The organism is Actinospica acidithermotolerans, from assembly GCF_018139625.1.
GTDB lineage: Bacteria > Actinomycetota > Actinomycetes > Streptomycetales > Catenulisporaceae > Actinospica > Actinospica acidithermotolerans.
The window spans coordinates 1-18094 of the sequence record NZ_JAGSOH010000069.1 but is presented as its reverse complement, the minus strand read 5'-3'; the positions used below and the strand labels follow the sequence as shown (position 1 = coordinate 18094).

Here is an 18094-nt window from a genome sequence, read left to right as displayed (position 1 = left end):
CTTAGCGCTTCTGAGCGATCGTCAGGCCGTCGGCGATCGGCAGCATGACGACCTCGACGCGCTCGTCGGCGACGAGGCGGCCGTTGAACTCGTGGATGGCCTGCGGGTCGGGGTCGCCGTTCTTGCCCGCTTCGGCGCGGCGGGAGTCGACCACGTCGCCGTTGCGGAAAGTGTTGTCGAAGGCGATGATCCCGCCGGGCTTCGTGCGCGTGATCAGGGCGCTGTAGTAATCCCAGTACGGCTTCTTGTCCGCGTCGACGAAGGCGAAGTCGATGTGCTCGTCCTGCGGGAGCGCGTTGACGGTGTCGAGGGCCTGGCCGATGCGGAGGTCCATGCGGTCGGCGAGGCCAGTGCGCCGCCAGGCCTCGCGCGCGATGGCGGTCCAGTCCTCGCTGATGTCGCAGCAGATCAGCCTGCCCCCGTCGGCGAGGCCGCGGGCGATGCAGATCGAGGAGTAGCCGGTGAACGTGCCGATCTCGACCGCGACCTCGGCACGGGTGAGCCGGGTCAGCATCGTCAGCAGAATGCCCTGCTCGGGAGCGATCTGGAAGCGCGAGATCGGGCCGAGCTCGGCCGTGCGTTCGATCAGCCAGCGCTGGACCTCGTCGCGCGGGCTGCAGTGCTCCAGGATGTACGCGTGGAGTTCGGGCGTGACCGGCACCGACGTCGACGTCATACCCGGAGTCTAGTTCCGGTCTCACGCGTTGAGCAGCAGCACGCCCGTCAGCGCTGCAAGGATTCCGACGTTCTGCACGGCGCGCAGGCGCTCCTTGAGCAGCGCCCAGGCTAGAACCGTGCTGACCACCGGGTAGAGGCCGGAAAGCGCCATGACCACCGGCAGGTTGGACCCGGCGTGGCGCGTCGCGAGACCGTAGATGCCGTTGGCCGCGACGTCGCCGAGACCGTTGAACACGAACAGGACGGCGATCGTCGGTGTCCAGGTGAGGCCGTTGATCAGGCTCTTCCGCCGCGGCAGTCCGCGCAACGCGACCGGCGCGAGGATGAGCACGCCGGCGATGCGCTGGCTGAGCAGCGTGCCGTACACGCTGGTGGCCGAGCCGAGCGCGAAGAAGATGTAATACAGGCCGAAGCCGATCGCGGAGGCGAGGGTGAAGAGCAGGGTCGAGCGGCTGACGAGGCTGCCCTCGCGCATCTCGGGCCCCGAGGCGAGGATGACGCCGATGAACGCGAGCATGATGCCGACGCCCTGCAGCAGGTCGACCGTTCCGCCGCGCGCGAGCGACCAGAGGACGGGCACGGCCGCGCTGGTCGCCGACAGCGGCGCGACCAGGGACATCGGGCCTGCGGCCATGGCCTTGTAGAAGCACGCCAGCGCGATCGCTCCGCCCGCGCCGGCCGCCGCGCCGTACCACTGGTAGGCGCCGAAGGGCGGGTCGGCGAGCGGGATCCCGAGGAGCAGCACGGTCGTCGCCAGCAGCACGCCGAGGAAGACGACGGCGGTCGAGGGCCAGCGCTTGGACAGCATGGCTCCGACGAAGTCGCTGCTGCCCCAGAGCGCGGAGGCCAGCAGAGCGAGCAGCGACGCCATGTGAGACTCCCGAAAACTGTATGGTCATCAGGAGTCTACCGGCCCCTACCGCCCTTGATTCACCCCGCTCCCGGCCGGTCCGACGAGCGCCGCGCGGCCCGGGCGATCATGTGCGCGGCGACCGGCACCGTCCAGGTCTGGAACAGGCCGACGAGGATCAGGGTCGTGATGTCATCGGCGGTGCGCAGCCGCAGCGCGACGCCGAGCAGCATCATCAGCAGTCCGAGGACCTGCGGTTTCGTGGCCGCGTGCATGCGGCTCAGGACATCGGGCAACCGAAGCAGGCCGACGCCCGCGATCAGCGACCAGACGGCGCCGCCGAGAATCACGACGTCGCCGATGTCGTCCGCGATCTCGGCTCCCCTCACAGCCCCTCCTCGCGGCGCTTCTCCAGCTCCCTCTCCGGCAGCGGCTCGGGCAGCGTCCCGGAGAGCGGGTCGGGCTGTCCGGGGGCGACGCACCCGTCCTCGCCGGAGATCTCCTCGCCGCCGCCCCCGAAGCGGGCCAGGCAGACCGAGCCGGTGAACCCGACGAGCGCGAGCAGCAGCAGGATCGGCAGGTACTGCCCGTCGTGGTGCTGCGCGGCGTCCACGGCGATCGCGGCGAGGCAGATCGCGGAGAGCGTGTCGAGGCCGACGGCCCGATCGAACACGCTCGGGCCGATCACCGTGCGGATCAGCACCAATGCCGCCGCCACGACCAGCATTCCGGCCGCGCCGTACAGGCACACGTTGTCCATGGTCATTCTTCAGCCTCCAGTACGCGTCGGCGTTCGGCCCGGGATCCGAAGGCGGCCGTGATCCGCCGTTCGAGCAGCTGCACGTCGCGACGGATGTTCTGCTCGGCCTCGCTCGACGAGGCATCGAACACGTGGATCTCGAGCATGCCGTCCTCGGGGCGCGCGTCGATCACCGTGCTGCCGGGGACGGCCGTGACCGCGACGGCCACCATGGTGATCATCAGACCGCCGCGGACCCGCAGCGGCACGTTGTAGATCGCCGACTCCGGGAGGGTCGGCGTGAGGATGTGCCAGGCGACGCGGCAGCTCGAGACGACGAGGTCGACGGTGACGAACAGCAGTAGGCTGATCGCCGCAAGCGGCCGGAACCGCAGCCCGATCTCGACGGCCGGCTGCGGCGTGGCCCAGAGCAGCCCGAAGCCGATCAGCAGCCCCGACACGATCGCCAGTGGGCTGATACTCCCCCACAGCAGCAACCAGACGCCGAGCAGCCAGACGACCGCGAGCGGGCTGGTCGCGCGGGCGTTGACACTGCGGAGGGCTTTCAATGCGTTCCTCCAATCGCGTGAACTGCGTTGATGTACACGCTCGGGTTCAGCAATTCGGCCGCGGCGCGTTCGGTGTATTCGGCGATCGGCCCGGCCCAGACGGTGTAGGCGAGGCTGATCAGGATCAGCGCGACGGTCGCGCCGAGCATGCCGACCGGGTAGCTCTCGCTGGTGGAGATGCGCCGGCCGCCGATGCCGCGCGCGGCGCCGTATGCGCTGCGGACCACCGCGACCGAGTCGGAGCCGGGCATGACGATCTGCCGCTCGGCCGCCTTGCCCGCTCCTTCTCCCGGCGCACGCCAGAACGCGCGAGCCCATACCTTCGTCATCGCATACAGGGTCAGCAGGCTGGTGACCAGCATCGCGGCGAGCAGGATGTACGCGCCGACACCGCCGTCGGCGGCTGCCGCCTGGAGCAGCGCGAGCTTGGCGATGAAGCCCGAGAGCGGCGGGATGCCGGCGAGGTTCATCGCGGGAATGAAGAAGAGCAGTCCGAGTACGGGCGCGAGCCGCGCGAGTCCGGCGAGCCGGCTGAAGTCGGCGGTCCCCTCGCGTCGCTCGATCAGCCCGGTGACGAGGAACAGCGTGGTCTGCACGGTGATGTGCGTGATCGCGTAGAACAGTGCCCCGGACAGTGCGCGGACGGATCCGATCGCGAGGCCGAGGACGAGGAATCCGACGTGGCTGACCAGCGTGAACGACAGCAGGCGTTTGAGGTCGGCCTGGGCGACGGCGCCGAGGATGCCGATGATCATCGAGAGTGCGGCGACGGTGTAGAGCAGCGGCGCCTGCCGGTTGTGCGGAAAGAGCAGTGTCTGCGTACGAATGAGTGAGTAGACGCCGACCTTCGTGAGCAGTCCGGCGAACACCGCGGTCACCGGCGCTGGAGCGGTCGGGTAGGAGTCGGGAAGCCAGGCGGAGAGCGGGAAGATGGCCGCTTTCACCGCGAACACCGTGATCAGCAGCACCTGCACGGCGAGACGCGCGGCGGGTGCCACGACGGCGAGCCGGACGGCGAGGTCGGCCAGGTTGACCGTTCCGCAAGCCGCATACGCGACGGCGATCGCCGCGACGAACAGCAGTGAGGACGCCGCGCCGACCATGATGTACACCGCGCCGTGCCTGATCCGGGCGTCGGTGCCGCCGATGGTCATCAGTACGTAGCTCGCCGCCAGCATGACTTCGAAGCCCACGTACAGATTGAACAGGTCCCCGGCGAGGAAGCTGTCCGCGATTCCGGCGGCGAGCAGCAGATACGTCGGGTAGAAGATCGCCAGCGGGGCGCCGGTCTCGTCCTCGTTCTCGTCGGCGAACCGCTGGCTCTGCGAGTAGAGCAGCACGCACAGGGTGACGGTCGAGGAGACCGCCAGCATGAGCCCGGAGAAGCGGTCGACCACAAGGGTGATCCCGAGCGGAGCAGCGAAGTTCCCGACTTGTACGACGATCGGCCCGTGCCGGTCGGCCTCGACGAGCAGCACGGTGCTGATGACGGTGTCCGCGACCAGCACCGTGAGCGAGATGAACGTCTGCATGCGGACGCGGCGCGGCCCGAGCACGAATTTGATGCCGACCGCGAAGAGCGGCAGCAGGACGGGCAGCGGTACCAGGGCCTTCACGCCGGTCCTCCCCTGTTGGCGGGAGGGCGCTCGAAATCGGTGTCCGACTCGGTCTCCTCTTCCAGGTATTCGTAGTCTTCGGCGCGGGCCGCGATCGCCCGCTGGAGCCGGGCCCGGGCCCGCAACTCGCGCCGCGCCTCGCGGAGGGCTTCGCGCAGTTCCTTCTTCCGCGCGCGCGATGCCTCCCGCGCGGCGCGCCGGTCGGCCCGGTACGCGGCACGCTGCGTGCGCAGGTCGCCGGCCAGGTCTTCGCGGTGCGCGGCGCGGGCGATACGGCGGTCCTCCACGTCGTCCTGCACGAGGTCGTCGCCGTTGAGCTGCCAGCTGCGGTAGGCGAGTGCGAGCAGGAAGGCGGCCATGCCGAGGGTGATCACGATCGCCGTCAGGATCATCGCCTGGGTCAGCACGTCGGCCGGTCCGAGGCCGCCGGCGGCGAGGATCAGCACGTTGAGCCCGTTGCCGGCCACGATCAGGCCGAGGACGAGACGGGTCAGGCTCTGCGCCATCAGCTGGTAGACGCCGCAGGTGACCATCAGTCCACCGGTGAAGATCAGGGTCAGGCTGGCAGCGCTCATGTGCCCTCCGGCGCGGGCTCAGTGGGCTCCGCGGCCGCCTCGCGGTCGGCGGCGATGTGCCGGTCGATCTCGGAACCGAAGGACCGCAGGATGTCCAGGACCAGCCCGATGACCAGCACATACACGCCGAAGTCGAAGAGCAGGGAGCTGTGCACGGTCAGGCTTCCGGTGACCGGCAGGTGCACGGTGAAGTGCGCGGGGGCGAGCACGGTGTCACCCCAGGCGTAGCCGAGCAGCGCGGTTCCGGAAGCGAGCGCCATGCCGAGGCCCAGCAGCACGCCGGCGTCGATGGGAGCCGCCGCAGCCAGTTCGTAGCGGCCGCCCGCGAGGTAGCGCATGACGAGCCCGAGTCCGGCGAGCAGCCCCGCGACGAAACCGCCGCCCAGGCCGTATTCGCCGTGCAGGAGCAGGTAGAGCGAGACCAGCAGGATCGTGTGATAGGTCAGGCGGGCGACCACCTCGAGTGGCAGCGAACGCTGGAGAACGGCGGGTCGCGCGGCGAGCCAGCCGGCTTCGGCGCGTTCCGGCCTGCTCCGGACCGCGAACGCGCCCGCCGCGCGACGTGCGAAGACGAGGCTCGTGACACCGGCTGCGCAGATCGCGATGACGCTGCTCTCGCCGAGCGTGTCCCAGGCGCGGAAGTCGACGATGATCGCGGAGACGATGTTCTCGAGCCCGGACTCGTGAGCCAGCTCGCCGTATCCGGAGGCGACGGCCTGCGCCTGCCGCGCGGCCTCGGCGACGTAAGTCAGCGCGCTGAGCACGACGCCCGCCGAGACCGCGAGCAGGAGGTGGGCGGCGCGCCTGCTGGTCCGCTGCGTTCGGACGAAGCTCGGATCGAGGCGGCGCAGTACGAGCACGAACACGATGAGCGAGACGGTCTCGGCAGCGAGCTGGGTGAACGCCAGGTCCGGCGCGTCGTCGACGAGGAAGAGGATCGCGACCGCGAAACCGCTGACGCCGGTGACCAGGGCGGCGGCGAGCCGGTTCGTCAGCAGCGGCACGCAGATCACGGCGAGGCAGGTGAGGACCGCGACGGCGAGTTGCGTGCGCGACGCCCACCAGGGAACCGGGCTGGGAAGGTGCCAGGGCGCGCCGTAGACCAGGGCCCACGCACCGAGGGCGACCGCGGTGAGGAAGACGGAGCCCACGTAGACCGGCAGCGACCCGCGTTGCACGGACCCGGTGATCTGCAGCGATGCGCGCTCGAGGGCGAGCAGCAGGTTGTTGACGACGTCTTCGCCCTCGGGCAGCGTGTGGTTCTTGTGGAACCGCAGCAGTGGCTCGCGGACGATGAACATCGCGCCGCCGGCGACCCATGCGATCGCGGAGAGGAGGAGCGGCAGCCCGAAACCGCCCCATCCAGCCACGTACAGATGAACCTCGTGAGCGCCTGGAACGGCGTCGGCATACCCGGAGAGCAGGTCGTTGAGCATCGGCGCGCCGATTCCGACGACGAGTCCGGCCAGCGCGAGCAGCCCGGCGGGTCCGAGGGCGAGCCAGGCTGCCGCGTGTACCGGCGTATCCGCGACACCCGGCTTGGGAGCGAATGCGCCCCACACGACGCGGCATGTATACGCGACGGTCAGCGCCGAGCCTGCGACGAAGACGGCGAGCATGTACGGGTAGCTGCTCGTGCCGTGCTCGGCGCCGATGACGAACGCGTCGAGGACCGACTCCTTCGCGGCGAATCCGAGCATCGGCGGAATGGCCGCCATCGACAGTGCGGCGAGGCACATCACGACGCAGAGCGCAGGCATCGAGCGGGCAAGTCCGGAAAGTTTGCGCAGGTCGCGCGTGCCAGTGCTGTGGTCGATGATGCCCACGCCGAGGAAGAGCGGGGCCTTGAACACGGCGTGAGCGAGGAGCATCGCGAGGCCGGCGAACGCGGTGTCCCGCGTCCCCGCGCCGAGGATCGCAGTCAGGAACCCGAGTTGGCTGACGGTGCCGAACGCGAGGACGCGCTTGAGGTCACGTTCACGCAGTGCTCTGACGCCGCCGAGCAGCATCGTCGCGCCGCCGAGGATCAGGCAGAGCCGCTGCCAGGTCGGGTCGCCGCCGTAAGCCGGGGTGAGGCGCGCGATGAGGTAGACGCCCGCCTTCACCATCGCCGCTGCGTGCAGATAGGCGCTGACCGGCGTCGGAGCGGCCATCGCGCCGGGAAGCCATTGGCTGAACGGGAATACCGCGGACTTGGCGAAGCAGCCGACGAGGATCAGCACGAGGGCGCTGGTCACGGTCGTACCGTGCGGCGGGTGCGCGAGGATGGCGGACAGCCGGTACGTGCGGGCGTCCTGCCCGAGGATGACGACACCGGCCAGCAGCGCGAGTCCGCCGAACGTGGTGACGCTCACGGCGCGCAGGGCGCTGCGACGCGCCGTGGGCCGGTCGGCGTAGTGGCCGATGAGCAGGAACGACAGGATGGTCGTCAGTTCCCAGAAGACGAACAGCAGGATCAGGTCGTCGGCGAGGACCAGTCCGATCATCGCCCCGGCGAAGCCGGTCAGCGAGCAGGCGAACAGGCCGAGGCCCGGCTCGTCCGAGTCGAAGTAGCGCGCGCAGTACACGAGCACGAGCGCGCCGATTCCGCTGGCGAGGAAGAGCAGGACGAGGCCGAGCGGGTCGAGGCGGAAGGCCAGGGACACGCCGTACGCCGGGATCCACTGCCTGACCTGCTCGATCGGCTGGCCGTCCACGATCCTCGCGGTCTGCGTCAGGGCCCAGACGAAGGCCGCGGCCGGGGCCAGCGCGAGGACGAGGAACGCCGCGCGGCCGAGCTTGCGCACGAGCAGCGGCGCGAGGACGGCCCCCAGGGCGTGCACGGAGACCAACCACAGCACATCCCGATTATGTAGCTCTATCCGAATTATGACGGTGTGCGACACGCCGTGGCCGCGACCGGCCTGAGCCCATAGAATTCAGCCATGGCGCGATACGAGTACCGCTGCCGCGCATGCGGCTCCACCTTCGAGCAGACCCGCCCGATGTCCGAGGCCAACGAGCCCGCGGCCTGCCCCGAGGGGCACACGGACACGGTCAAGCTCTTCTCCGCGGTCGCCGTCGGCGGCCGCGCGGCGGGCCCGGCCCCCTCGGCCGGCGGCAGTTGCTGCGGCGGCGGTTGCTGCTCGTAAGCCGCTCGTCCGCCGATCTGTCGGTCCGCCGGCCTGCCGGGCTGGCGGCCCGTCATGCCGCGGAACTGTCGGGCCGTCAGGAAGCCAGGTCGGTCCGGCGACACCCCATATCGCCCTAGCTCGCGCGCGAAGACCCGCATCGGTTGCACGCCGGTGCATCTAAGCCTGCGAAGCTGTCACACCGCGCCTTTCGGCAGCCGTACTCCCCTTGCGCTCGACCGGCACGTGCTCGCCGGCCTGCGCGAGCCCGAAGCGCGGCATATTCCCGTACAGGCACTCGTAGGCACCGGCCTTCACCTGGTACGACTCGTGCCAAATGCCGACATACGGCTTGTCGTAGCCGATCAGCCGGTTCCAGCCCTTCCACGCCGGGTGGTGCGGTGCCCGGGCGTCCCGCGCGAAGGCCTCCAACTGCTCGACGCTGCGCCAGTACTGGACGACCAGGGGGCCGTCCGGCCCGATCGCGAGCATCGCGTGCAGTAGCCCGGCCTCGGGCCGCTCGCGCAGGTACTTGAGCATCCGCGGCATCGCCCGGAACGCGTACGCGGCCTTCACCACGTGCCACGGCCGGTTGAACCGCATCCCGATCAGGAAGACCACGAAGTCCCCCTCGATATCGGCCGTCATCCGGCCGCTCACCACCTTGGCCATCACCGCCTCCTCGTGGATAGTGGATAGCTCTACTATCCGTTTCTTCCCGGTAATCTGTCAAGCAGAAAGGGAGCGTGACGAGCTTGCGTATCAGCGAGTTGTCGGCGACCAGCGGGGTACCGCTGCCGACGGTGAAGTACTACCTGCGCGAGGGGCTGCTGCCGGCGGGCGAGCGCACCGCGCGCAACCAGGCCGAGTACGGCCCCGAGCACCTCGCCCGGCTGCGCCTGATCCGCGCGTTGATCGAGGTCGGCCGGCTGAGCGTCGCCGACACCCGCGCCGTGCTCGCCGCCTCGGATGACCCGCGGATGCCGCTCAACGAGGTGCTCGGCGCGGCGCACGACGCCGTGACCCGCCGCGCCGCGCCGACCCGCCCCGAACCGGCGTGGCATGAGGCGCGCGCGGTGGTGCTGGACATGGCGCGGCAGCGCGGCTGGCACATCGAGCCGGACTGCCCGGCGCTCGACCAGGCCGCCGATGCGGTCGCCGCCGTGCTGGCCGCGGACATTCCCGAGCTCTACCCCTTGATCGACGTCTACTTCGACGTGGTCGAGCCCATGGCGCGCCGGGAGGTCGAGGCCGTCCTCGCGATGGAATCGCCGGACCAGGTCGTGCGCGGCGTCGTGATGGGCACGATCCTCGGAGAGTCCCTGTTCAACGCGCTGCGGCTGCTGGCCCAGCAGAGCGTCTCCACCCGGTTGCTCGATCCCGGGAAGGGCGCCGACGGCGGCGGCTCCGGCGCGGAGACCGGGGCTTAACCGGATCCAAACATCTTTTCTTAGCCGATTCTCCGCTGCGGCCGCCATCGCGTTCAGCCCGGTGAGGCACAGTTGATCCATGACGACGACCACCGGCCAGGGGCATCGCGCCGCCCGGCCAGCCGCCGCGTCCGCCACGGTCCTGCCGCGGCCGGGCCGCACGTGGACGTACGCACTCGTCGCCGCGATCGCGCTCGGCGCGATCCTCGTGGTCTCGATCTGGTGGCAGGACACCACGGCGGCCTCGCTCGGCAACACCGCGGGCCTGGTCACTGCCGCGGGCCGGGTGCTCGGCATGCTCGCCGCGTATCTGCTGCTGGTACTCGTCGCCCTGATGGCCCGGATCCCAGTGCTCGAACACCGCGTCGGCTCCGACGTGCTGACGCGCGTTCACCGGGCGCTCGGCGAGTACACCGTCACCCTCGCCGCGTGCCACGCGTTACTGATCATCATCGGGTACGCGCTGACGGCGCACGCCAACCCGGTCAGCGAGACCGTCACCCTCGAACTCGACTATCCCGACGTGCTGATGGCCACGGCCGCGCTCGGCCTGCTCATCTGGATCGGCATCGTCTCGGCGCGGGCGGTGCGGCGCCGGATGGCGTACGAGTCCTGGTACTACATCCACCTCTACGTCTACCTGGCGATGGCGCTGGCCTTCTCGCACGAGTTCGCCAACGGCGCCGAGTTCTCGACCTCGGCACGCAATCGGGCGATCTGGGTCACCGCGCACGTCCTGGTCGCGGCGCTGCTCGTCGTCTACCGGATCGCGGTGCCGGTCTACCGCTCGATCCGGCACGATGTGCGCGTGACCAACATGGTCCGCGAGTCCAAGGGCGTCGTCTCGCTGCACCTGACCGGCCGCGACCTGGCCAAGCTCAAGATCCAGCCTGGCCAGTTCCTCCGCTGGCGCTTCCTGGACCGCGCGCACTGGTGGCAGTCGCACCCCTACTCCGTCTCCGCCGCGCCGTCGGACACCCGGCTGCGGATCACGGTCAAGGACCTCGGCGACGCCAGCGGCTCGCTCAGCAGGCTGCGGCCCGGCACGCGGGTCTGGTTCGAGGGCCCGTACGGCGCGTTCACCGCGCGGCGGCTCGACCCGACCGGGGGCGGCAAGGTCCTCATGATCGCCGGCGGCGTCGGCATCACCCCGCTGCGCGCGCTGTTCGAGTCGCTGCCGGGCGGCGGCGGCTCGGCGGTCCTGCTCTACCGCGCGTCCGACCCGTCCGAGTTGCCGCTCTACCAGGAGCTCGCCAGGATCGCCCAGCGGCGCGGCTTCGGGCTCTTCCCGCTGGTCGGCTCGCGGCAGGCGAACCCGGATCCGTTCTCCGCCGCCGAGCTGCGCCGGCTCGTGCCGGACCTCGCCGAGCGCGACGTCTACCTCTGCGGCCCGCCCGGGCTCGTGCACGCGGCGCGCAAGGGGCTGCGCCGCGCGAAGGTGCCGGGCCGCCGCATCCACGTCGAATCCTTCGATTTCTAGGCAGGGAAGGTCATGCGAAAAGTCGCACTGGCGCTGCTGCTCACCGCGGTCGGCCTCGGCTTGCTGCTGTCGTTCAAGTCGCGGGCGGCGAGCGCGAACAGCGCCCTCGGCGGCAGCGCGCTCAGCGGAGGCACCAGCAGCAACGCGGGCGCCCGGGCGACGACGGGCTCCTCCCCCGGCCCCACGCCGACGACGAGCGCGCCCGCCGGCGCCTCCGCTTCGCCGTCCGCGTCCGCCCCGGCGGGCAAGGCCGGCGCGAAGAACGGCTCGTACACCGGCACCGCGGAGATCACGCGGTACGGCTACGTGCAGGTCCAGGCCGTGATCAGCGGCGGCAAGCTGACGAACGTGGTCGTCCTCCAGGTCCCGGACCACGGCGGATACGAGGACCAGATCGTGCAGATCGCGCTGCCGGAGCTCAAGTCGGAGGCGCTGTCGGCGCAGAGTGCGCACATCGACATCATCTCGGGTGCCACGTACACCTCGCAGGGCTACGCCCAGTCCCTGCAGTCGGCGCTCGACCAGGCGGGTTTGTAGGAGGAGATCATGGCTCTGCTTCGGGATGCGAAGCCGCTGATGGGCACCGTGTTCTCGATCGCGGCGCCGGACGGCGTCGACGGCGGACGGTTCGAGCGCGCCTGGCAGGAGGCGTGCGACCTGCTGTGGCGCATCGAGCAGATCTACTCCCCCTTCATTCCGGACAGCCCGGTCTCCCGGATCCGCGACGGCCGGTTCGGCCCCGGCGACCTGGACGAGCAGGCGGATCTGAGCGCGGCCGAGGCCGAAGACTTCCGCGAGGTCCTCGGCCTGTGCGCCCAACTGCGCCGCGAGTCCGACGGCGCCTTCGACGCCTGGGCCGTCGGCGATCCGCCGAACTTCGACCCCAGCGGCGCGGTGAAGGGCTGGGCCGCCGAACGCGCCTCCGCCCTGCTGGTCGAGCGCGGCGTCACCGCCCACCTGCTGAACGCGGGCGGCGACGTGCGCCTGCGCACGGACGGCGTCGCGACCTGGAGCGTGGGCGTCGAGGACCCGCACCGGCCCGAGAACATCCTGGCAAGGCTCGAGATCGCGGAGGGCGCGGTGGCCAGCTCCGGCACCCGCCAGCGCGGCACGCACATCTGGGATCCGCGCCGCCGCCGCCCGGCCGAGGGCATCGCCCAGGTGACGATCGTCGGCCCCGACCTAGCGCTCGCCGACGGCTACGCGACCGCCGCCCTGGCCCTCGGCGGCCGCGCCCGCAGGTTCCTCGCGGACCTCGGCGAAGGCGGCCCGTACCAGGGCTGCATCGTGGACGACGCGCAGGGCGTGTGGTGGACCGAGGGCTTCGAGCAGTACGCCCCGGCACTGCGCGGCCTCCTGCGGCCCAGCGCAGGACACGGAGGGGACTTCCAGGGGACTTTCGGTACCTCCGGCGGGTGATCGCGACCCGAAGTCCTTGGATCCGGCCGCGGGACGCGATGTGATGGACCCATCGGCGGCCGCAACCGCGGCCACCGGACCGTGGTGACAAACGCTCCCCCAAGCGAAGGCCGCACCACAACCACGGAACCCCGCGCACTGCCCGGCGCGGGGTTCCACCTTTTTCCGCCCTCGGCACTCAGCAACTGCCCCGCCACAACCTCCGAAGCCCCGCGCCGCGCACTGCCCGGCGCCGGGCTCCGCCTTCTGTGCTGCTGCTTCTCCGTCGGCCTACTTCTCCGGCTCCGCCTGTGCCGCCGCCGTCGGCTGAGTCGGAACCTGCGTGAGCTTCGCACTCAGATCCAGCACCCGCGCCGTCAGCTCGTCCGCCCGAGCCCGTTCCGCGTCCAGCTGCGCCCGCAGCCGCCCGACCTCGTCCTGAGCCGACGTCAGCTGCGCCACCGCCGTATCCCGCGCCGCGTTCGCCTGCTGGGCCTGCAGCGTCGCCTCGGCCATCGCCGCCTGCGCCGCCTGGAGTTCCTTCGCGATCCCCGCCGCACGCTCATCCGCCGACGAGGCGCGTGCCGCCTCGGCTTCGGCCCGCTCGCGCTGCATGTCCGCCGCCGCCCGCGCGCGCTCGGCCACGACCAGCGCCTCCGACCGCTCCGCAGAAGCCTGACGCGACGCCGCCTCGGCCCGCTCCCGCGCCGCCGCTTCGCGCATCGCCTGATCGCGCGCCTGCTCCGCCTCGTTCTGCGCGGCCACGGCCCGTCCCAGCGCGGCGTCGCGCGCGGACTCGGCGTCACGTGCCTCCTGCTCGGCCCGTCGCGCCTCGGCCGCGCTCTCGCGAGCCTCCTGCTGCGCCTGCGCCGCCCGCTGCACCGCCTCGGCCTCGCGGGCCGCCGCCTGGGCCGCCTCGTCAAGGGCCTGAGCCGCCGCGGCCTGCGCGTTCCGCGCCTCCTGCTCGGCCTCCTCGCGGCGCGCACTCTCCCGCTCGGCCGCCGCGATCGCCGTCTGCGTCTCGGCGCGCGCGGACTCCGCCGCGGCCTGCGCGTCCCGCGCCTCCGCCGCCGCGCTCGCGGACTGGGCGGCCGCCTCCGCGCGAACCGCGGCGATCTTCGACTCGACCCCGGCCGCCGACAGCTCGCCGTTGATCGAGCCGGCGAGCAGTGCCGTGGCCTGCTCGAGGCGGTCGACGAGCTCCCAGGTCTGGGCCAGCTGCCCCGGCAGCCCCGGAGCGTGCCGCTCCCGTTGACGGGCGTTGCGCGCGGCCTTCAGGCAGGCGTCGTCGTTGTCCCTGCAGTACTGGAAGGGCCGCCCGGCGCTTGCACGCTGCGGCACCGGCCGCCCGCAGTGCAGGCAGGGCCGGGTGGGGAGGGACGAATCGGCGGTGACGACGGGTTCGACGGCGCTCATGGCCCAGCAGAATACCGGCCCTGACGCCGCGTCACCCGTCTGACGTGCTCGTCCCGAGGCGTGACGCGGCTACCCGGTCCCTCAGGCCGCCTCGCCCTGGACCCGCTGGGCCAGGTTCGACAGCAGCTCGTCGTAGATCTTCACCAGGGCCTTGGGCGCGAAGGTGCGCTCGAAGAAGCCGCCGATGCCGCCCGCGCCGTTCCACACCGTCTCGATGACGACGCTCGCGTGCCCGTCCTCCGAGCCGACGACGGTGTACGTGGTCACCATGGAGGAGTTGGCGTCGCTCTCGACGAGCACGCCCTCCTCCGGCGAGGTCACCGTGATCGCGCAGTCGCGGACCCGCTTCTCGGTGGCGTGCAGCTTCCAGTTCACGACCGTCCCGGCGCCGATGCCGCCGGTGCGCAGCTCGTAGTCCGTGAACTGCGCGGGCTGGATCTGCGGCCGCACAGCCGCGTAGTCGGCGAGCGCGTCGGCCACCTGCTTCGCCGGGGCATGGATGTGCGCAGCTGCCACGGCGCGGACCTGGGACATGCGAGGCTCCTCGAAAGCGGATCAAAGTCGGCTCCGACCGCCGCCTATCGCAGCGGTCGGAGCCAGCTTAGTCCCTGGGACGGACAGGCTCGGCTCAACCGCCGCCGCCCATGCCCGCCTGGATGTTCTCCTCGGACATCGGCCCCGCGTTGATCAGCACGCCGCCGACGATCGCGGCGAGGACGAGGAACCCTACGGCGGCCCACGTGGCGAGGACGTAACCGTGTACCTGCGCCTGGGCCTCGCCGAGCAGAGCCTGGTAGCTCAGCGTCTTCTCGGTCGCCGGGTTCTGCGCGACAGCGGCCGGCGGCAGCCGGTGCGAGACGATATACGAGGCGCTCGCCGATACCGCGATCGTATTGAGCAGCGCCGTGCCGATCGAGCCGCCGACCTGCTGCGAGGTGTTCAGCGTCGCCGAGGTCACGCCCGCGTCCTGCGGCGCGACACCCGAGGTCGCCGTCGCGAACACTGGCATGAATGTGAGGCCGAAGCCGATACCGAGCAGGATCTCGGCGGGCAGCACCTCGGCGGCGTACGACCCGCCGACCGAGATCCGCGTCATCCAGGCCATGCCGCAGGCCGCGATCAGCATGCCGGGCACGAGCAGCATCCGCGGCGGCAGCTTCGTCAGCAGCCGCGCGGCGATCCCGACGGAGACGAAGATCAGCGTCGCGCTCATCGGCAGGAACGCGAAGCCGGTGCGCAGCGCCGAGTAGCCCTTGATCCCCTGCAGGTAGTAGGTGAGGAAGAGGAAGACGCCGAACATCGACAGCGCGGCCAAAGCCATCAGCGCGAAGCTTCCGCCGCGGTTGCGCTCGGCGACGATGTGCGGCGGCAGCAGCGGCGCGCTGACGTGGTTCTCCACGACGGCGAACAGGGCGAGTGCGACGATCGCGACGGCGAAGAGGGTGAGCGTCGTGCTGTTGGTCCACCCGTCGCTCGCGGCCTTGGTGAAGCCGTACACCAGGGCGAGCAGGCCGCCGCAGCCGAGCACCGTCCCCAGGTAGTCGACCCTGACCGCGTGCCGCGGCGCACGGTCGACGACCAGCGCGACCGCGCCGACGACCGCGATGATGGCGATGATGACGTTGACGTACATCGTCCAGCGCCAGGTCAGGTAGTTGGTGATGACGCCGCCGAGGATCAGGCCGATCGCGCTGCCCGCGCCCGCGATGGCGCCGAACACGCCGAAGGCCTTCGCGCGCTCGTTCGGGTCCGTGAACGTCGTGGTGAGGAGCGAGAGCGCGGCCGGCGCGAGCAGCGCCCCGAACGTCCCCTGCACCGCGCGTGCGCCGAAGAGCATGCCGCCGGTGACCGACGCGCCGCCCAGCGCCGAGGCCCCCGCGAAGCCGATCAACCCGATGATCAGCGTGTTCTTGCGGCCGACGAAGTCGACGATCTTCCCACCGAGCAGCAGCAGTCCGCCAAAGGCGAGCGTGTAGGCGGTCATCACCCACTGCTTGTCGGCGGGGGCGATGTGCAGGTCGGCCTGCGCGGAGGGCAGCGCGATGGTCACGACCGTGATGTCGAGCACGATCATCAGCTGCGCGAGCGCGATGATGACGAGGCTCCACCATCGGCGCGGATCGGGTTCGGCGGCGTCCGGTCCGAGCGCGGTCGCGGTCCCCGGCGCCGCATCCGCAGAAGGTGTTAGGGCAGGGTCGAAAGTCTCTGAGGTCTCGGACACGGACGGCTCCTTCGCCGTACGGACGGCGCCCCCGATTGGCGCGCCCCTTCTCTGGAAGGTAGCAGCAGGAATTGCCGATCTTGCGGGCAGAGTAGCCACCACCCCTGACCCCTTCTGACTAACACACCCCGACTACTCGATCAAGGCTTTTTCGTCCGGCGGCGAACCAGCCAGGACACCCGTCCTGCCCTATCCCGGCCAGCGGATCTGCTTGATTCCGCCCGATCGGCTCCCCCAAATCGTCGCCGAATTCACAGGGTGCGTTACGCATCGAGCGGACGACTTTCGTCACCCTGAGGAATGAGGAATTCCTCACTATGCAGCGCACTGAGAAATTTCGCACGCGGCACCCACACCGATCCGGCTACCTGCCGGCTCAGCGCCGCTGAGCGCGTGGACTGGAACGTTCCCCGATCGTCATCTGGCCAGGGGTTCCGCGATCACTGGCGCGGGGCACCACGTCGTCGGGTCGCCGGGGGCGATTTCCCTGCGTGCGGCGTGGATTCACCGATGGAGGAGGCAGAAGAGGATGGCGACCATACCGCTGGCACGCGTCCGGGCGGGGGCGACCAGCAGTGCCACGCTGGTCACGCTTCTGGTCACGGCCGGCCTGGGCAACCAGGCCCTGGAGAGTTGGCGTGTATCACGGGCGAGCAGCGACGGCCTCAACGGCTGGCTCGGTGTGCTGTTCCAGCCCTTGCTGCTGACCGGATGGCGCTTCGACGAGCCCAGCGGCGCGAACAGGCTCGACCACTATCTGGCGCCGCTGGTGTTCAACGTCGTATTCGTACTCGGCACAGCGCTGCTCGTGGCGTGGGCGACGCGCGGCAGCGGACGCCTGGCGACGCTGTTCACGACGTGGGGCATGGTCACGCTCGCGGGCGGCATCGCGGCCGCCGCGTGCACGCCGCTCGCCTACGCGGGCATCACCGGCCAGGCGGCGAAGGCGTTCCAGGAGACCGTCCCGCAGGGCCTTTCCCTCGGCTTCATCGTCGGCGTGATCGCGGGCATCGTCGCGTGCATCTTCGCCGGCGGAGGCTCCGCGTCCTCCAGCTCCGCCGAACCCGCGCCGAGCCCGCTCGAGACCACGGCGACGCTCCCGATGGGCACCAACTGGTCGCTCGGAACGGACGAATAGTCCACGCGGGCGACAACGCACGCTCCCGTACGATTTACCTACATTGACGCTCTCCGGCTGAATTTCCCGCTCCAGCACATCGCGGCCGGAAATCGGCCCGCACGCTGGTCTTCAGAAGCAGGGCCGCCGCACCGGCGGCCCCGAGAAGACCAGACGGGCGGGTCGAAGCGTCATGGGAAAGAGCACCAGAACCAGCAAGCACGTCACCGGCATCGCGATCCTCGCCGATGAAGGCGAATGGCGAGCCCTAGCCGAACAGAACCAACTCTTCGAGTTCCCCGACTACCGCGCGTACCTGGCGGACACCGAGCGCCGCATGCGCGCGGCGGCACGGGCCGGCCGGCAGGTATTCGTCGGCCAACTGATGCCGGACCAGTTCGAGACGAGAGCCGACGCGGCGGGAATTCCCCGCGACAGCCCACGAGCCCTCAAAGAGTACGAACGATTCGTGGCAGAACTCGGGCCACTGACCAGGCCGTGGGCCGGCGAGCCCATATCCCAGGTCCTAGACCGCCTCCGCGCCCACGTCCGCGCCGAGACCCTGCAGTCGCGCGCCATCCCGGCCCTCTCCGCCGCAGCCGACCTGCACGAGCACCCGGACGAGGTCGCCCAGCGCGCCATGGCCCAAGCCGCCCATGTCCTCATGGAGATCGCCGAAGGCGGCGGAGACGGCCAACACGAACTGCACATCCACGTCACCCATCCCGACGGAGACCTCGAATACACCCTGCCGTACTCGCGCTGCGGAAAGGTCCTAGCCTTCCCCGACGACGGCGGCGAGCACATGGCGGTGATCCTCCTGGCCATCGCCAGCCTCGCCGAACGCCCAGGCCACGTCACGCTGCGCTCAAGACCGCAGCCCACCTTCTTCCCG

General features: G+C 70.6%; 19 protein-coding genes. 7 read left to right on the top strand and 12 right to left on the bottom strand.

All coding sequences use genetic code 11. The features are described 5' to 3' along the window. Position 1: 1 nt before the first annotated feature. From KDK95_RS21485 to KDK95_RS21450, 8 genes are read right to left on the bottom strand one after another with little or no spacing between them, the layout of a single operon-like run. Positions 2-676, bottom strand: a complete 675-nt coding sequence (locus KDK95_RS21485) for an O-methyltransferase (protein ID WP_212520035.1) — start codon at positions 674-676, stop codon at positions 2-4. 21 nt (positions 677-697) lie between these two features. Further along, positions 698-1549 (bottom strand): EamA family transporter, encoded by an 852-nt coding sequence (locus tag KDK95_RS21480; protein WP_212520034.1) that lies wholly within the window; start codon positions 1547-1549, stop codon positions 698-700. Between the two features lie 59 nt (positions 1550-1608). Next, positions 1609-1902: a monovalent cation/H(+) antiporter subunit G gene (gene mnhG, locus KDK95_RS21475; RefSeq protein WP_372463362.1), complete on the bottom strand. Its 294-nt coding sequence runs from the start codon at positions 1900-1902 to the stop codon at positions 1609-1611. 11 nt (positions 1903-1913) lie between these two features. Then, on the bottom strand, positions 1914-2294 hold the full coding sequence (locus KDK95_RS21470; RefSeq protein ID WP_212520032.1) for an MrpF/PhaF family protein: 381 nt from the start codon (positions 2292-2294) through the stop codon (positions 1914-1916). After that, a complete protein-coding gene (locus KDK95_RS21465; protein ID WP_212520031.1) occupies positions 2291-2836 on the bottom strand; it encodes a Na+/H+ antiporter subunit E in 546 nt (181 codons plus the stop codon). Before KDK95_RS21465 ends, KDK95_RS21470 begins: the two co-directional genes overlap by 4 nt. After that, positions 2833-4452 carry a Na+/H+ antiporter subunit D gene (locus tag KDK95_RS21460; protein ID WP_212520030.1) on the bottom strand — a complete coding sequence of 540 codons (1620 nt, stop codon included), beginning with the start codon at positions 4450-4452 and terminating at the stop codon, positions 2833-2835. The genes KDK95_RS21465 and KDK95_RS21460 overlap by 4 nt, the downstream gene beginning before the upstream one ends. Then, positions 4449-5027 carry an NADH-quinone oxidoreductase subunit K gene (locus KDK95_RS21455; protein ID WP_212520029.1) on the bottom strand — a complete coding sequence of 193 codons (579 nt, stop codon included), beginning with the start codon at positions 5025-5027 and terminating at the stop codon, positions 4449-4451. The genes KDK95_RS21460 and KDK95_RS21455 overlap by 4 nt, the downstream gene beginning before the upstream one ends. Then, positions 5024-7867, bottom strand: coding sequence for a Na+/H+ antiporter subunit A (locus tag KDK95_RS21450; RefSeq protein ID WP_212520028.1), 2844 nt, complete (start codon positions 7865-7867; stop codon positions 5024-5026). Before KDK95_RS21450 ends, KDK95_RS21455 begins: the two co-directional genes overlap by 4 nt. An 84-nt stretch (positions 7868-7951) precedes the next feature. Between KDK95_RS21450 and KDK95_RS21445 the strand changes: the two genes are divergently transcribed. Beyond that, positions 7952-8158, top strand: coding sequence for an FmdB family zinc ribbon protein (locus KDK95_RS21445; RefSeq protein ID WP_212520027.1), 207 nt, complete (start codon positions 7952-7954; stop codon positions 8156-8158). Positions 8159-8317: 159 nt separating this feature from the next. On the opposite strand, the gene KDK95_RS21440 is transcribed toward KDK95_RS21445, so the two are convergent. After that, complete coding sequence (locus KDK95_RS21440; protein ID WP_212520026.1) at positions 8318-8809, bottom strand: DUF4188 domain-containing protein; 492 nt, start codon at positions 8807-8809, stop codon at positions 8318-8320. Positions 8810-8883: 74 nt separating this feature from the next. On the opposite strand from KDK95_RS21440, the gene KDK95_RS21435 reads away from it, so the two are divergent. The 4 genes from KDK95_RS21435 to KDK95_RS21420 all read left to right on the top strand — a co-directional run bounded on the left by KDK95_RS21435 (position 8884) and on the right by KDK95_RS21420 (position 12466). Then, positions 8884-9567, top strand: a complete 684-nt coding sequence (locus KDK95_RS21435) for a MerR family transcriptional regulator (protein WP_212520025.1) — start codon at positions 8884-8886, stop codon at positions 9565-9567. Positions 9568-9646: 79 nt separating this feature from the next. After that, on the top strand, positions 9647-11047 hold the full coding sequence (locus KDK95_RS21430; protein WP_212520024.1) for a ferredoxin reductase family protein: 1401 nt from the start codon (positions 9647-9649) through the stop codon (positions 11045-11047). Positions 11048-11059: 12 nt separating this feature from the next. Then, positions 11060-11584, top strand: coding sequence for an FMN-binding protein (locus KDK95_RS21425; protein WP_212520023.1), 525 nt, complete (start codon positions 11060-11062; stop codon positions 11582-11584). A gap of 9 nt (positions 11585-11593) precedes the next feature. After that, positions 11594-12466 (top strand): FAD:protein FMN transferase, encoded by an 873-nt coding sequence (locus tag KDK95_RS21420; RefSeq protein WP_212520022.1) that lies wholly within the window; start codon positions 11594-11596, stop codon positions 12464-12466. A 270-nt stretch (positions 12467-12736) separates the two neighbouring features. Here the strand turns inward: KDK95_RS21420 and KDK95_RS21415 are convergent, their stop codons facing one another. From KDK95_RS21415 to KDK95_RS21405, 3 genes are all read right to left on the bottom strand, one after another. Beyond that, the gene (locus KDK95_RS21415; protein ID WP_212520021.1) at positions 12737-13861 is read right to left on the bottom strand and encodes a coiled-coil domain-containing protein; all 1125 of its coding nucleotides are present in this window, start codon (positions 13859-13861) and stop codon (positions 12737-12739) included. A gap of 81 nt (positions 13862-13942) precedes the next feature. Beyond that, positions 13943-14395 carry an SRPBCC family protein gene (locus tag KDK95_RS21410; RefSeq protein WP_212520020.1) on the bottom strand — a complete coding sequence of 151 codons (453 nt, stop codon included), beginning with the start codon at positions 14393-14395 and terminating at the stop codon, positions 13943-13945. 94 nt (positions 14396-14489) lie between these two features. Then, positions 14490-16082: an MFS transporter gene (locus KDK95_RS21405; RefSeq protein WP_307844535.1), complete on the bottom strand. Its 1593-nt coding sequence runs from the start codon at positions 16080-16082 to the stop codon at positions 14490-14492. 529 nt (positions 16083-16611) lie between these two features. Here KDK95_RS21405 and KDK95_RS21400 point away from each other — a divergent pair. Together KDK95_RS21400 and KDK95_RS21395 are read left to right on the top strand one after the other, a co-directional pair. Beyond that, the gene (locus KDK95_RS21400; RefSeq protein WP_212520019.1) at positions 16612-17220 is read left to right on the top strand and encodes a hypothetical protein; all 609 of its coding nucleotides are present in this window, start codon (positions 16612-16614) and stop codon (positions 17218-17220) included. Between the two features lie 172 nt (positions 17221-17392). Then, positions 17393-18094, top strand: a 702-nt coding sequence (locus KDK95_RS21395; protein WP_212520018.1) for a DUF8829 domain-containing protein, incomplete at its 3' end; no start/stop codon positions are given.

Bases quoted from the DNA above. Each gene is read 5' to 3' on its own strand.
- KDK95_RS21485 (WP_212520035.1), bottom strand. From the start codon at position 676: ATGACGTCGACGTCGGTGCCGGTCACGCCCGAACTCCACGCGTACATC.
- KDK95_RS21480 (WP_212520034.1), bottom strand. From the start codon at position 1,549: ATGGCGTCGCTGCTCGCTCTGCTGGCCTCCGCGCTCTGGGGCAGCAGC.
- KDK95_RS21470 (WP_212520032.1), bottom strand. From the start codon at position 2,294: ATGACCATGGACAACGTGTGCCTGTACGGCGCGGCCGGAATGCTGGTC.
- KDK95_RS21455 (WP_212520029.1), bottom strand. From the start codon at position 5,027: ATGAGCGCTGCCAGCCTGACCCTGATCTTCACCGGTGGACTGATGGTC.
- KDK95_RS21445 (WP_212520027.1), top strand. From the start codon at position 7,952: ATGGCGCGATACGAGTACCGCTGCCGCGCATGCGGCTCCACCTTCGAG.
- KDK95_RS21440 (WP_212520026.1), bottom strand. From the start codon at position 8,809: ATGGCCAAGGTGGTGAGCGGCCGGATGACGGCCGATATCGAGGGGGAC.
- KDK95_RS21430 (WP_212520024.1), top strand. From the start codon at position 9,647: ATGACGACGACCACCGGCCAGGGGCATCGCGCCGCCCGGCCAGCCGCC.
- KDK95_RS21425 (WP_212520023.1), top strand. From the start codon at position 11,060: ATGCGAAAAGTCGCACTGGCGCTGCTGCTCACCGCGGTCGGCCTCGGC.
- KDK95_RS21420 (WP_212520022.1), top strand. From the start codon at position 11,594: ATGGCTCTGCTTCGGGATGCGAAGCCGCTGATGGGCACCGTGTTCTCG.
- KDK95_RS21415 (WP_212520021.1), bottom strand. From the start codon at position 13,861: ATGAGCGCCGTCGAACCCGTCGTCACCGCCGATTCGTCCCTCCCCACC.
- KDK95_RS21410 (WP_212520020.1), bottom strand. From the start codon at position 14,395: ATGTCCCAGGTCCGCGCCGTGGCAGCTGCGCACATCCATGCCCCGGCG.
- KDK95_RS21400 (WP_212520019.1), top strand. From the start codon at position 16,612: ATGGCGACCATACCGCTGGCACGCGTCCGGGCGGGGGCGACCAGCAGT.